Here is a 13,780-nt window from a genome sequence, read left to right as displayed (position 1 = left end):
TGTGGCTGATGGCGCCATGTATGGTGAAATGGCGATGCGCCAAACCGTTCGTGCTCATCACTAACGGCTGGTGGCGTTTGCTCCATAATGCCGCATCGTTGTGCAGATTGTGCGGATCTTTAAATCTGCACAATGGCTAGAAATAGCGAAAATACGTTCTGGATCACAGGCTTGCTCGTGTTTGTTCGTACACATCCATTGTGCAGACGATGCACAACGATTCGGGCACGAATGAGCAGATGAAAAAAACCTCCCCCGGTGGGACCGGGAGAGGGTCGGCATTATGCATGGACTGCGGATGTTGATAAAAAACTGTAGCGCGCAAATTGAAACGAAGCGAGAACGATTTTTTTGATTAAGGGTTGGCGACAGCCCGCTTCAGCGCGTCGCGGGCCGCGCTGTCCAGGACCGGCACACCGTCGCGGGCTTCCAGAACGAAGGCGCCGGGATCGGCCAGGGTGCGCAGGGCGAAGCCGGTCACCACCGGCGGACCGGAGTTCAGCGGACGGTCATCGTAGATGGGCGTGAAGGTGCAGCCCATCAGCATGGCCCGCATCATCAGCGACTCGTCCGACGACGCCCCGGTGGCCGGGGTGTTGATGCCGAACAGAAGCCGTTCCGCCTCGCCATCGGTGACCAGCCCGCGTTCCAGCAGGATCTCCACCATGGCGGACGTGGTCATGACGGGCGCCGCGCGCCCCTTCCAGCAGAAGCGGCCATCGTCCCAGCCGATGTCGAGGCAACGGAAGACCATGTGCGGGTCAGAGCCGCCCGGCGTGCCGGCGACGATGTAGTTGACCCGCAACAGACCGTTCCACGCGCCGGCCGGTGCGACGATGCACGAAACTCCGCGCCGGGTCAGGCGCAGATAGGTGTCGTTGATGCCCGAAGGCTCGAAATCGAAGAGCATGGCTGGCTCACCTTGGTCCGGGACCCCCGTCCCCTACGAACGCTGCCCCAACGAACGAAAAAGGTGAGCATCGGTTCCCGCAACGCACACCTGACCATGCGTATGGTCTCCTTTTGCGCGCGGGGGAAAGAGGTATAGCCCTGCTTTTCTAGGACTTCGGGCGGAACGCCTTGCAGACGGCCGGATCGGTATCGATCCACGCCCCGCCGATCAGGTCGAGGCAGTAGGGAATGGCCGGGAACACGGCCATCAAACAATCGTGAATGGCCGAGGGCTTGCCCGGCAGGTTGACGATCAGGCTGGTGCCGCGGATGCCCGCCGTCTGCCGGGACAGGATGGCAGTCGGTACCACCGTCAGGCTGACGGTGCGCATCAGCTCGCCAAAGCCGGGCATCATCTTCTGACAGACCCGTTCGGTCGCCTCGGGCGTGACGTCGCGCGGGGCGGGGCCGGTGCCGCCGGTGGTGACGATCAGGTCGCACCCCTCGCCATCGGCCAGTTCGGTCAGGGTCGCGACGATGCCGTCGAGATCGTCGGGGATGACGCGGACCACCGGTTCCCAGGGGGAGGTGACGATGCGCTCCAGCTCCGCCTGGATGGCCGGACCGCCCTTGTCCTCATAGATGCCCCGGCTGGCCCGGTCGGACACCGTGACGATGCCGATGCGCAGAGGGCGGTCCTTGCCTGGAGTGGTCATGGGGCGGTCCTTTGTTCCCTCTCCCTAGGGCGGGAGAGGGAGTTCTCGTCAGTTTGCCGGGCCGAGGAACACGGACTTGTACGTGTCCTTGTCCGCGTTGGCGGTGTCGGTCAGAAGGAAGGTCACCGGGGTGGAGTTGGACGTGACCGACGCGCGCGGCACGGTGACGTACACACGGTAGGTCGCCACGCTGTCCGGCGCGGCCGAAATGTGGCTGGCATGGTCCTTCGATTCCGCCTCGTCCTCGCCGGCCACCTTGACCTCCGCGCCGTCGATGCCGGTGGCGGTCAGGGTGTAGGAGCGGTTCTGGCGGGTCTTGTTGGAGACCTTGAAGGTGTACGCGTTGCGGATGCTGCCGTCCGACAGGGTGACGAAAAGCGGCGCGCGGTCGCGCTGGACGGAGATGTCGAGGCTCGGGCGGAGCGCGAAGCTCCAGGCCATGGCTCCGGAAATCACCAGCATCAGCAGGCTGTAGATGATCGTACGCGGGCGGACCAGGCGCCACACGTACGGCTTGCCCTCGGCGCGCGTTTCCTGGCCGGCCAGCGTGTCGTACTTGATGAGGCCGGTCGGCAGGCCCTGGGCGATCATGATGTTGTCGCAGGCGTCCACGCACAGGCCGCAGTTGATGCAGTCGGCCTGCGAGCCGGTGCGCACGTCGATGCCGGCCGGGCAGACCTGCACGCACTGGCCGCAGTCGATGCAGTCGCCGAAGCCCAGGGCCTTGCGCTCGTCCCAGGTCTGGGACTTGCGCTTCGGACCGCGGGCGTCGCCGCGGTCGGCCTGGTAGGTGACGACGAGGCTGTGCTCGTCCAGCATCGCGGTCTGGATGCGCGGCCACGGGCACATGTAGTAGCACATCTGCTCGCGCGTCCAGCCGGCCATGATGTAGGTCATGCCGACGAAGATGGCGAAGAAGGCGTACGCCTCGTAGGAGGCGTTGAAGGTCACCAGATCGATCGCGAGCTGTGGCGCGTCGGTGAAGTAGGCGACGAAGCCGAAGCCGGTGACGAGGCTGAGCGCCAGCCAGCCGGCGTGCTTGCCGGTCTTGCGCAAGACCTTCTTCGTGGTCCAGGGGGCCTTTTCAAGGCGGATGCGCTCGGCCCGGTCGCCTTCGAAGAAATGCTCGATGAAGATGAACAGGTCGGTCCAGACCGTGTGCGGGCAGGCGTAGCCGCACCACACGCGCCCGGCCAGCGCCGTTGCCAGGAACAGGCCCAGCGCCGCGACGATCAGCAGGCCGGTCAGATAGTAGATTTCCTGCGGCCAGATCTCGATCCAGAAGATGAAGAAGCGCGGGGTGGTCAGGTCGAACAGGACCGCCTGCGCCGGCGCATCGGGGCCGCGCTCCCACCGGATCCAGGGGGCGATGAAGAAGATCGCCAGCAGGACCCAGATGGCTATGGTCTTCACCCGGCGGAACCGTCCGGAGACGGACTTCGGGTGAATGGTCTTGTGGTCTTCGTACAGCGGGATCTTGGCCGGCTTGACTACGCTTCCGTCGGGCATGGGACGTGCCTGGGCTCCGGATGGGTTCGCAGAGCGGAAGATAGGGGGCGCGACCCGGCCACCTCTTGACCTCGATCAATAGGCGACAAGATTTGGAAAAGCCTCAAGCAACATACGGGCTTTTCTGCGCCGCGACTGACCGCCCGGCTTTCGCGCGAAGGTCATACTTTGCCTTGGCTTTCGGCTCAAGCTTCGTTTTGCAAGGCGGCCTCGGACGGGACCCTGGTCGGAGATGGGCGCGTGACGATGTAGAGCGCCACCAGGGCCATCGAAACGCCCGCGGCGGCCACCACGAAAGGCCGGTCCATGGTGATGTAGAGCAGAATCCAGCTGGCCGTCAGGCCGGTCAGCGCGGCGATCTTGGCGCGGCGCGGGATTGCGCCCTCCGCATGCCAGTCCCGCAGCAGAGGACCGAAGCGCGGGTCGTTGTACAGGCGGTCGCGGAGCGCCGGGCTGCCCTTGGCGAAGGCCCCGGCGGCGAGCAGCAGGAAGGGCGTGGTCGGCAGCAGAGGCAGAACCGTTCCGGCGATGCCGAGCCCGAGCGCCGCGTAACCCAGCGCGATCCAGAGTCGGCGGCGCATTGGAGAAATCGGCGGGGAGATGCCGGAGGCGGTGCCGTTCGGGGCGCTCATGCGGGGGTCTCCGCGTCTGGTCAATCGGAGTAATGTAGGTGCCTCACACGGCGAGGACCAGCGCGGCGTAGCGGGCCGCCTTGCCCAGCGTGACCAGCAGGAGGAACAGCCGCAGATCCACCCGCAGGATGCCCGCCACCAGGGTCAGCGGATCGCCGATCACCGGCATCCAGGCAAGCAGCAGCGACCACACCCCGAACCGCTGGTACCAGCCGGTGGCGCGGTCCACCATGGCGGGCTTGATCGGGAACCAGCGCCGATCCTGGAAATGCATCAGATAGCGCCCGAGCGCCCAGTTGGCCGTGGAGCCCAGCACATTGCCGACGGTGGCGACAACCAGCAGAGCCCAATGATTGTAGGCACCGGACGCGTGCATGCCCGCCAGCAGCAGTTCCGACTGCGCCGGAAAGATGGTTGCCGCCAGGAACGCGGTCAGGAACAGGCCGCTGTAGGCGGCGTAATCGGCCATGTGGTTACCTTTTTGGTCGTCCTTGTTGTCGGGGAGATGTAGGGCTTTCGGTCCGGCGGGAGAACGCGCGACGCACGGTGTAACAGCGCGGTGGCCGGAATGCGTCAACTGTTGGGCGCTCCGGACGAATTCGTGTATCGTCCGCGAAATCCATTTTGGGTGCCTCCATCGTAAGTACGCCCGGTGGAACCGCTTGGGGAGGGTGCGCACACATGGCGGGTGCCGGACTGGCTCGGTTGGACGCCGAAGGGCGTTTGGTCTGGGCGAACGCCGCCTTTCGCGCTTCCGTCGATGGGGCTTTGGACGCGGTGGCTGGAACCTTGCTGGCCGGTGAGCCGGCGGTGATCGAGGGCCGGGGCGGGCGCCATTTCACCCTAATGCCGGGCGAGGGCGAGGACGGCGGGATCATCGTCACCCTGGTCGAGGCGGGGCGGGGGCTGTCCGATAAGCGAGCGGTGTTCGAGACCGTGTTCGGCGCCATGTCCGACGCGGTAAGCGCCTTTGACGCCGACATGCGGCTGGTGGTCTGGAACGGCCGCTATGTGGAAATGTTCGGCCTGCCGGCGGAGCTGGTCGTGCCCGGCCGGCCTTTTTCCGACCTGATCCGCTTCACCGTCGAGCGGGGCGATTACGGCCCTGGCGACATCGACGCCATCGTCGCGGAGCGGGTCGAGCTGAGCCGTCGCGGCGAGCCCTTCGCCTACCGTCTGATCCGCGCCGATGGGTCGATTCTGGACGTGCGGCACACGCCGCTGCCGGGGGGCGGATTCCTGCGCGTCTACACCGACGTGACCGACCGCGCCCGGTCCGACGAGGCGCAGCGGGAGATCATGCAGGCCATTTCCTTCCCGATGGTCGTCACGCGCATGTCGGATGGGCTGGTCTTGGCGGGCAACCAGCCGGCCGGGGAGCTGTTCGGGTTACGGATCGAGGACGGGATCGGCCGGGTGCGCGCCGCCGACGTCTACGCCGATTTGGTCGAGCGGGAACGGATGGTGGCGGCGCTTCGGGCCGGCGCCGGCCGCATCAATGCCTTCGAGACGCGCATGCGCACGCTCGACGGGCGCGACCTGTGGGTCATGCTGTCGGTGCGAACGTTCCGCTACCGGGGCGAGGACGCCATCCTCACCTGCATCAACGACATCACCGCCCGCAAGCGCGCCGAGGAGCAGTTGGAGGCGCAGTGGACCCAGGCCGGCGCCGTGCTGGAGGGGCTGAGCCAGGGCGTGATGGCCTTCGACCGCGACCTGCGGCTGATGGCGTGGAACCGGCGGGCGCTGGAGCTGCTGGGCGTCGAGCCCGGCTTTCCGCGCTTCCGCCGCCCCTTCGAGGAGATCGTGCGCCACATCGCCGAGCGCGGCGGCTACGGCAAGGGGGACGTGGAGGCGCTGGTTTCCTCCCGTCTGGCGGCGGTTGGGGCCGAAGCGGGGGACCTGCGGCAGGAGCGTGTGCGCCCGGACGGCCTCATCCTCGAAAGCCACACCCAGCCTCTGCCCGACGGTGGTTTCGTCATCACCTACACCGACGTGACCGAACGCCGCCGGGCGGAACACGAACTGGCCGCCAGCCGGGAGCTGTTCGAACTGGCGATCCGTGCGGCGCGCGAGGGCATCTCGCAATGGGACCTGCGCACCAACGAGCTGTGGTTCTCGCCGCAATGGTGGGGCCTTCTCGGCTACGGCGAGGACGAGATGGTCAACACCGTCGAGCGCTGGTCGGAGCTGATCCTGCCCGAGGATCGCGATTCCTCGCTCGCCATGGCGGCCGACTTCGCCGCCGGGGTGATCGAAGAATGCCAGCTGCTCCAGCGATTCCGGCACAAGGCCGGGCATGTCGTCTACCTCTACACCCGTGCGATCCGGGTCATGGGTTCGGACGGGCGGGCCTTCCGCCTCGTCGGCTCGCACACCGACGTGACCGAGCGCGTCCGCGCCGAAGAGCAGGCGCACGCCGCCCGCGAGGAGGCCGAGCAGGCCCTGCATGAGCTGAAGGAGGCGCAGGCCCACCTGATCCAGTCGGAGAAGATGGCGGCGCTGGGCTCCCTGGTGGCCGGTGTGGCGCATGAGATCAACACCCCCGTGGGCATCGCGCTGACCGGCGCGTCGCTGCTGGCCGAGCGGACGCGGCTGATCCGCAGGGATTTCGAGGCGGGACAGCTGCGCAAGCACGATTTCGCCGACTTCATCGACACGGCGAGCGAGGCGACGCAGCTGATGCTGCTGAACATCGAACGCGCGGCCGAACTGATCCAGAGTTTCAAGCAGATCGCCGTCGATCAAGCCAGCGGGGAGCGCCGCGCCTTCGACCTGAACGGCTACATCCACGAGGTGCTGCGCAGCCTGGGTGTGCGCATCAAGCGCGCCGCCCACCGGGTGGAGGTGGAGTGCCCCGAGGATTTGATCGTCGACGGCTATCCGGGGGCGCTCAGCCAGGTGCTGACCAACTTGGTGATGAACTCCATCACCCACGGCTACGCGCCGGGGGAGCATGGGACCCTGCGGGTGACGGTGACGCCCATCGGCGAGTACGAGGTGGAACTGGTCTATGCCGACGACGGGCGTGGCATTCCGCCGGACCTGCACGGCAAGGTCTTCGAGCCGTTCTTCACCACCAATCGGGGATCGGGGGGGAGCGGGCTGGGGCTGAACATCGTCTACAACATCGCCACACGCACGCTGAAAGGCCGCATCGCGCTCGACAGCGCGCCGGGCCGGGGAACGACCTTCACCCTGCGCTTTCCACGCATCGTTCCGGCGGAGTTGGAAGCGGTGTGAGGCTCGCGCACCTGAAAATCTTTTAATCCAGCCGCAAGGCATCCGTGGGGTGGGCGTCCCTAGCTTTGGGATCAATCGATGCATCCCAGCCATGGAGAGCTTCCAATGACCAATGCCCCCATCACCGCCCGCGCCCCGCGCCGGCTGCGCCGGACGGTGGCGGCCCTGCTGCTCGGCACGACGGTGCTGACGGGTCCGTTCCTGATCGCCAACACGCCGCCGGCTTTGGCCGCCGCCGTGCTCACGCAGGACGCGCCGGCCAGTTTCGCCGACCTCGCGGCCCGTGTCTTGCCCGCCGTCGTCAACATCTCCACCACCCAGGAAGCCAAGGCGGAACGCGCGAACCCGCGCCTGCCGGCCTTCCCGCCGGGCTCGCCGTTCGAGGAGTTCTTCCGCCAGTTCCAGGACCAGTTCGGCCAAGACCAGTTCGGCCAGAACGCCGAACCCCAGGCCGAACCGCGCGGCAAGATGGGGGCGCTCGGCTCCGGCTTCATCATCGACGCGTCGGGCTATGTCGTGACCAACAACCACGTCATCGACGACGCCAAGGAGATCACGGTCACGCTTCAGGACGGCTCCGCGTTGCCCGCCACGCTGGTCGGGCGCGACGCCAAGACCGACATCGCCCTGCTGAAGGTCAAGTCGGACAAGCCCCTGCCGCATCTGGAGTGGGGCGACAGCGACGCCGCGCGCGTCGGCAACTGGGTCATGGCGGTCGGCAACCCGTTCGGGCTCGGCGGCACGGTGACCAAGGGCATCGTCTCGGCGCGCGGGCGCGACATCCACAGCGGGCCGTACGACGACTATCTCCAGCTCGACGCCGCCATCAACCGGGGCAACTCGGGCGGGCCGACCTTCGCCATGGACGGGCGGGTGATCGGCATCAACACGGCCATCTACTCGCCGAACGGCGGGTCGGTCGGCATCGGCTTTGCCATCCCGTCGAACCTCGCCAAGCAGGTCGTTGCGCAGTTGAAGGAAAGCGGCCATGTCGAGCGCGGCTGGCTCGGCGTGAAGATCCAGGAGGTCTCGCCGGAGATCGCCGACAGCGTCGGCCTGGACCAGCCCAAGGGCGCGCTGGTCGCCGAGGTGACCGCCGGCAGCCCCGCCGCCAAGGCCGGCCTGCGCCAGGGCGACGTGATCCTGGCCTACAACGGCAAGCCGGTGGACGGCATCCGCGACGTGACCCGCCGCGTGGCCGACACCAAGGCCGGCGACAAGGCCGACATGACCGTCCTGCGCAACGGCAAGGAGATGACGGTCGCGGCGGCCATCGAGCGCCTGCCGGCCGAACAGCAGGTCGCGTCGGCCGAGAATGGGCCGGCGGTCAAGTCGATGGACAAATCTGCGGTCGAGGCGGTGAAGGGGCTGAAGCTCGCCCCGCTGGACGGTGCGACGCGCAGTCGCCTGGGGCTTGATGATGGTGTGAAGGGTGTGGTGGTGACGGGCGTCTCGCCCAAGGCGGGCGATGTGTCGCTGCGCCCCGGCGACGTGATCGTCCGCGTTGGCGATCACGCCGTGACGTCTCCGGCCGAGGTGTCGAAGAGCGTCGTGGAGGCCGAGAAAGCTGGACGGAAGGCCGTGCTGCTGCTGGTCAACCGCCAGGGCAGCGAGAGCTTCGTTCCGCTGAAGCTGACCGCGTGACCGGCAAGAAGGCCCTCTCCCGTTTGGCCGGGAGAGGGCCTTTCTTTTTAGGCCGAAACCAGCGGCGAGAGGCCGTTCTGAATGGCCCAGACCGCCGCCTGGGTGCGGTTCTGGGCGTTGATCTTCCGCATCACGTTCTTGAAATGCATCTTCACGGTCGATTCCGTGATGTGAAGATTGCGCGCGATCGCCTTGTTGGACTGGCCGGCGAGCAGGCAGCGGAGGATTTGCACCTCCCGCTTCGACAGCTCGTTGTTGGCCGGCTGCGCGCGGGCGGGGGCGGGGCGTTCGTTCACGTTGGCGATCAGCAGGCTCGCCACATGGGTGGGGTAGACCACCTCGCCCAGCATGACCAGTTGCAGGGCGCGCAGCAGGGATTCGCTGGACATGGACTTGTTCAGGTAGGCATCGGCGCCCGCCTTCAGCGACATCGACAGGGTGCGGTCGGCGATGGTGTCGGCCAGCACGACGATGCGCGCGCCGGTCGCGCCGCGCAGGCGCTTGACCCCGCCCGCGTCGTCCGCCGTGCCTTCCTGAAGCGCCACAACGATCAGCTCGGGATCGACCCCCTGGGCGATGGCGGCCTGTGCGTCGTCCACGTTCGCAGCGTGATGGCACACACGGAACGGCCCTCCACTAATAAGCGTCCCCAGCGCCGCTGAGAACAGCCGGTCGTGGTCCACGAGCATGACGTTCCAAGTTTTCATCGAACCTCCTCCGCGACGCTGCTTTCGAGCGGCGCACCGTTCCAGTCGTCACTATCCTTTTTCGCGTGGGAAAAAGGAAAAAAACTGCACTTTTTGTTCTGAAAAAGCAGGCTTTACGCTTGATGTCCCAATGATTTATACGGGTGTATAGGAAGTGGCGCAAGACGCTTGGATGAAACGATGCTTGTCCTGTTCGAATTGAATGGAATTCCATACTAAACTGGACTTTCATAGTCCATATCTGTGAGGAACATACCTTTCCGCCGAACAAGGAAGTCGAGCCGAAGCTGGACCGCGTCTGCGGCACCTTTGGACATCGACCGCATAACGAGGTAGCGAAACGATGGAAGTTCAGCTGCAAACGCGCGGCAAGGAGCGTGCCCTGGCGGCCAAGGCGCAGAAGTTTCTGGTGGTCGATGACCATCCCCTTGTGCGGCACGGCTTTGCCCTGTCGGTGGGAGAAATCCACCCCGATGCGCAGGTGCTGGAGGCCGGGTCGTTGGACGAAGCCATGGCGGTGGTCCAGCGCACGCCGGATCTGACGTTGGTGTTGTTCGACCTCAATCTCGGCGACCGCAGCGGCCGCGAGGGCGTGCGCCGCATGGTCGAGGTGCTGGGGGAACGTCCGCTTCTGGTCATTTCGGGTTCCGACGAGGTGGCGGACATCGTGGACAGCGTGCGGCTGGGTGCTCGCGGCTACATCCTGAAGACGAGTTCCACGGCGGTGCTGGAGCACGCGATTTCGCTGGCCCTGACTGGGGAGACCTTCCTGCCGTTGCCGCGCGCCGTGCTGTCCGGCAACGTGACGGCCGAGCCGTCGAAGCCGACGGGGCAGATCCTGGACCGGCTGACCGACCGGCAACGGGACGTGTTCCAGCTTCTGCTGGCCGGGCATTCCAACAAGGAGATCGCCCGCGAACTGGGCGTACTGGAGGGGACCGTGAAGGTCCATGTCCGCGCCATCATGCAGAAGCTGGGCGTGCGCAACCGCACCCAGGTCGCCGTCGTCGCGGCGCGCAGCGGATGCTTTCCCGACGAAGTATGATGCCTTTTGTTGTATTGCGCGGATAGTCGCCATTACGCACAATCCGGTCTCCATTCAGAATTCGCCGCCAACGCGAACAGGGGAGGAGACGACATGCCGAACCGGCCCATTCGAGCGATCATCCGTAACCAGCGGGTCATCACCGTGCCGACCGACGCAACCGTCCGCACCGCCGCCCACATGATGCGGGAATACCAGATCGGTTCGTTGATGGTCGTGGAAGACGACCGGCTGGTCGGCATCTTCACCGAACGCGACGCTCTGTTCCGGGTGCTGGCCGGCGGGCTCGACCCTGGCCGTACACGGGTGGAGCAGGTGATGACGCGGGAGCCGACCACCATCGCGCCCGACCGGCCGGTGGTGCACGCGCTGCACCTGATGCACGACGGCGGATTCCGCCATCTGCCGGTGGTGGAACGTGGGCGCCCGGTCGGCATGGTGTCCATCCGCGACGCCATGGGCATGGAACTCGCCCGGTTCGAGCAGGAAGCGGATGAGAAGCAGGCCATCGCCGAAATCCTCGCCTGACCGCTCGGATGCTGAAGAAGCCCTTCCCGTCCGGAGGGGCTTCTTTCGTTTTGCTTAATCTTTAATCGTGCGCAAAAATTGTTCATGCGTCACCGCGTTGCCTGTCGATTGGGCGGTCGCTTGGTCGAATGGGTGTCCTAATCATAGGCAATCTGCGGTTGGTACGCCGCTTGCTCTCGTGTGGAAGAAACGGCCCACCACGGGAGCATCCCTCTATGACGCGCATTTCGGCCCTGACCCGCCGCCTCCGCCTGGATGTTCGCCCCATCGTGACCGCCGCGCTGGTGGCTGGCGCCGCCCTCTGGACGGCGCTTCCGGCGCGGGCCGACACGCCGGTGAAGCTCACGCTCGACTGGGCCTTCCAGGGACCGCAGGCGCCCTTCCTGCTGGCGCTGGAGCGCGGCTATTACAAGGCGGAGGGGCTGGACGTCACCATCGACCGGGGCGAGGGCTCCGGCGCCGTGCCGCCGCGCATCGCGGCCGGGACCTACGACATCGGGTTCGGCGACATCAACCCGATGATCCGCTTCGTCGCGGAGAAGGGCGCCGATCTGGTGGCGGTCGCCGTGCTCTACGACGCCTCGCCGCTGGCCGCCATCGCCACGAAGAAGTCGGGAATCACCAGCGCGAAGCAGTTGGAAGGCCGCACGCTGGCAGCACCCGAGACCGACAGCGCCCGCCAGATCTTCCCCGCCTTCGCCAAGGCGGCCGGGATCGATCCGGCCAAGGTTTCTTGGCAGACGGTCACGCCGCAGCTGCGCGAGACCATGCTGGCGCAGGGGAAGGTGGACGCCATCACCGGCTTCCTGACCACGGGCATCTTCTCGTTGAAGGCCGCCGGCATTCCGGAGGGCGACATCGTGACGATGCGCTATCGCGACGCCGGTGTGGCGCTCTATTCGAACGCGCTCATCACCTCGCGCAAGTTCGCGGAGGCCAACCCGAAGGCGGTTGCCGGCTTCGTCAAGGCGACGCTGAAGGCGCACATCGACGCGGTGCGGAAGCCGCAGGCCGCCATCGACGCGTTGAAGAAGCGCGACCCGCTGATCGACACCAAGATCGAGCTGGACCGCATGAAGCTCGCCTTCGATGAGCTGATGCTGAGCCCGGAGGCCAAGGCGAACGGCCTGTCCACCGTGGACCCGGCGCGCTTTCAGAAGGCCATCGACATCCTGAAGGAAACCTACGCCTTTCCGAAGGACGTGAAGGTGGCCGACGTCTACACGGACGCTTACCTGCCGCCGGTCGCCGAGCGCACGCTGCCGTAACCCAAATACATAGTCTAGGGACATCATCGTGCATCCCTTCGTGGAACTGGACCGCGTCAGCCTGAGCTACGGCGGCGGGACGCTGGCGGTGGATGGGCTGAGCCTGACGGTCGAACAGGGGCAGTTCGCCGCCGTGGTCGGCCCGTCTGGCTGCGGCAAGTCCACCCTGATGAAGCTGGTTACGGGCCTGATGCCGCCGACGCGCGGCGGCGTCATCGTGGATGGGCAGGAGGTCGCCGGTCCGCTGAAGATCTGCGGCATGGGGTTCCAGAATCCGACTCTGCTGCCATGGCGGACGACATTGCGCAACCTCATGCTGCCGCTGGAGATCGTCAGGCCCCACCGGCACAAGCTGCGCCGCGAGCGCGCCGGGTACGAGGCGGAGGCCAAGCGGCTGCTGGCGTCGGTCGGGCTGGCCGGGTTCGAGGACAAGTTCCCCTGGCAACTGTCCGGCGGCATGCAGCAGCGCGTCTCGCTCTGCCGCGCGCTGATCCACGGGCCGAAGCTGCTGATGCTGGACGAGCCGTTCGGCGCGCTGGACGCCTTCACGCGGGAGGAACTGTGGGCCGTCCTTCAGGATGTGTGGATGGAGCGCAGATTCACCGGCATCCTCGTCACCCACGACCTGCGCGAAGCGGTCTATCTCGCCGACGTGGTCTATGTGATGACGGCGCGGCCGGGGCGGGTGATGTCCGTGCACAGGATCGACCTGCCGCGGCCGCGCAATCTGGAAACCACCTTCACGCCTGAGTTCGGGCGCCTCGTCCACGCGCTGCGCGACGAGATCAGCAACGTTCGGGAGGCCGTGCGATGAGCCGCAAGCGCCCCGCCATCCAGACGCTGATGCCCTGGCTGGTCGTGTTCGGCCTGTTCGGGGCCTGGGAATTGGCCTGCATCGCCTTCTCCGTTCCGGAGTTCGTGCTGCCGCGCCCGACCGTCGTGTTCCAGACCATGGCCGAGTTCGCCGGGCCGCTGTGGCAGCATTCCAGCTACACGCTGTTCACCACGGTCATCGGCTTCGCCCTGGCGGTGATCGGTGGCGTGCTGCTGGGGCTGGCGGTCGGGGCGTCGCCGCTGGTCTATCACGGGCTCTACCCCGTGCTGATCGGCTTCAACGCCATCCCGAAGGTCGCCATCGTCCCGGTGCTGGTGGTGTGGTTCGGCATCGGCACCATCCCGGCGATCATCACCGCCTTCGCCATCAGCTTCTTTCCCATCGCGGTGAACGTCGCCACCGGCCTCGCCACGCTGGAGCCGGAGTTGGAGGACGTGCTGCGCTCCCTGGGTGCGAGCAAGCTGGACATCCTGCTGAAGGTCGGGCTGCCGCGCTCTCTTCCCTACTTCTTCGCCTCGCTGAAAGTGGCGGTGACGCTGGCCTTCGTCGGGTCGGTGATCGCGGAGACGGTCGCGTCGAACGAGGGCATCGGGTACCTGATGCTCCAAGCGTCCTCGCGATTCCAGATCCCGCTGGTGTTCGCGGGGCTGATCGTGATCGCGGCAATGGGGGTGGTCATGTACTTCCTGTTCGCGGCGGTCGAGGGGCGGCTGACCGGCTGGGCCACCCGCAAGACGGAGTTCGCTGAAGTTGAATAGTTCT

13 protein-coding genes are annotated in these 13,780 nt (G+C 66.3%); 7 read left to right on the top strand and 6 right to left on the bottom strand.

Annotated features, from left to right (window positions below):
- Nucleotides 1-355 precede the first annotated feature (355 nt).
- From J2852_RS29945 to J2852_RS29925, 5 genes are all read right to left on the bottom strand, one after another.
- Entirely contained in the window at nucleotides 356-910 is a 555-nt protein-coding gene (locus J2852_RS29945) for a hypothetical protein (RefSeq protein WP_209882744.1), read from the bottom strand.
- Nucleotides 911-1,058: 148 nt separating this feature from the next.
- Nucleotides 1,059-1,607, bottom strand: coding sequence for a molybdopterin adenylyltransferase (mog, locus tag J2852_RS29940; RefSeq protein ID WP_209882743.1), 549 nt, complete (start codon nucleotides 1,605-1,607; stop codon nucleotides 1,059-1,061).
- A 48-nt stretch (nucleotides 1,608-1,655) separates the two neighbouring features.
- Nucleotides 1,656-3,116, bottom strand: coding sequence for a cytochrome c oxidase accessory protein CcoG (gene ccoG / locus J2852_RS29935; protein WP_209882742.1), 1,461 nt, complete (start codon nucleotides 3,114-3,116; stop codon nucleotides 1,656-1,658).
- Between the two features lie 185 nt (nucleotides 3,117-3,301).
- A complete protein-coding gene (locus J2852_RS29930) occupies nucleotides 3,302-3,748 on the bottom strand; it encodes a YbaN family protein (protein WP_209882741.1) in 447 nt (148 codons plus the stop codon).
- Nucleotides 3,749-3,791: 43 nt separating this feature from the next.
- On the bottom strand, nucleotides 3,792-4,217 hold the full coding sequence (locus tag J2852_RS29925; protein ID WP_209882740.1) for a YqaA family protein: 426 nt from the start codon (nucleotides 4,215-4,217) through the stop codon (nucleotides 3,792-3,794).
- A gap of 212 nt (nucleotides 4,218-4,429) precedes the next feature.
- Here J2852_RS29925 and J2852_RS29920 point away from each other — a divergent pair, with 212 nt between their 5' ends.
- Both J2852_RS29920 and J2852_RS29915 read left to right on the top strand, forming a co-directional pair.
- Entirely contained in the window at nucleotides 4,430-6,991 is a 2,562-nt protein-coding gene (locus J2852_RS29920) for a PAS-domain containing protein (protein WP_209882739.1), read from the top strand.
- Between the two features lie 105 nt (nucleotides 6,992-7,096).
- The gene (locus J2852_RS29915) at nucleotides 7,097-8,635 is read left to right on the top strand and encodes a DegQ family serine endoprotease (protein WP_209882738.1); all 1,539 of its coding nucleotides are present in this window, start codon (nucleotides 7,097-7,099) and stop codon (nucleotides 8,633-8,635) included.
- 47 nt (nucleotides 8,636-8,682) lie between these two features.
- Here the strand turns inward: J2852_RS29915 and J2852_RS29910 are convergent, their stop codons facing one another.
- Nucleotides 8,683-9,342: a LuxR C-terminal-related transcriptional regulator gene (locus J2852_RS29910; protein WP_209882737.1), complete on the bottom strand. Its 660-nt coding sequence runs from the start codon at nucleotides 9,340-9,342 to the stop codon at nucleotides 8,683-8,685.
- Between the two features lie 343 nt (nucleotides 9,343-9,685).
- Here J2852_RS29910 and J2852_RS29905 point away from each other — a divergent pair, with 343 nt between their 5' ends.
- The 5 genes from J2852_RS29905 to J2852_RS29885 all read left to right on the top strand — a co-directional run bounded on the left by J2852_RS29905 (nucleotide 9,686) and on the right by J2852_RS29885 (nucleotide 13,776).
- Complete coding sequence (locus J2852_RS29905; protein ID WP_209882736.1) at nucleotides 9,686-10,387, top strand: LuxR C-terminal-related transcriptional regulator; 702 nt, start codon at nucleotides 9,686-9,688, stop codon at nucleotides 10,385-10,387.
- A gap of 93 nt (nucleotides 10,388-10,480) precedes the next feature.
- A complete protein-coding gene (locus J2852_RS29900) occupies nucleotides 10,481-10,915 on the top strand; it encodes a CBS domain-containing protein (RefSeq protein WP_209882734.1) in 435 nt (144 codons plus the stop codon).
- Nucleotides 10,916-11,130: 215 nt separating this feature from the next.
- Nucleotides 11,131-12,183, top strand: coding sequence for an ABC transporter substrate-binding protein (locus J2852_RS29895; RefSeq protein ID WP_209882733.1), 1,053 nt, complete (start codon nucleotides 11,131-11,133; stop codon nucleotides 12,181-12,183).
- A gap of 28 nt (nucleotides 12,184-12,211) precedes the next feature.
- Entirely contained in the window at nucleotides 12,212-12,997 is a 786-nt protein-coding gene (locus J2852_RS29890; RefSeq protein WP_209882731.1) for an ABC transporter ATP-binding protein, read from the top strand.
- A complete protein-coding gene (locus tag J2852_RS29885; RefSeq protein WP_209882729.1) occupies nucleotides 12,994-13,776 on the top strand; it encodes an ABC transporter permease in 783 nt (260 codons plus the stop codon). Before J2852_RS29890 ends, J2852_RS29885 begins: the two co-directional genes overlap by 4 nt.
- Nucleotides 13,777-13,780 lie beyond the last annotated feature (4 nt).

The organism is Azospirillum soli, assembly GCF_017876165.1.
In the GTDB taxonomy this organism is placed as follows: domain Bacteria; phylum Pseudomonadota; class Alphaproteobacteria; order Azospirillales; family Azospirillaceae; genus Azospirillum; species Azospirillum soli.
This window is presented reverse-complemented; position numbering and strand designations above follow the sequence as displayed.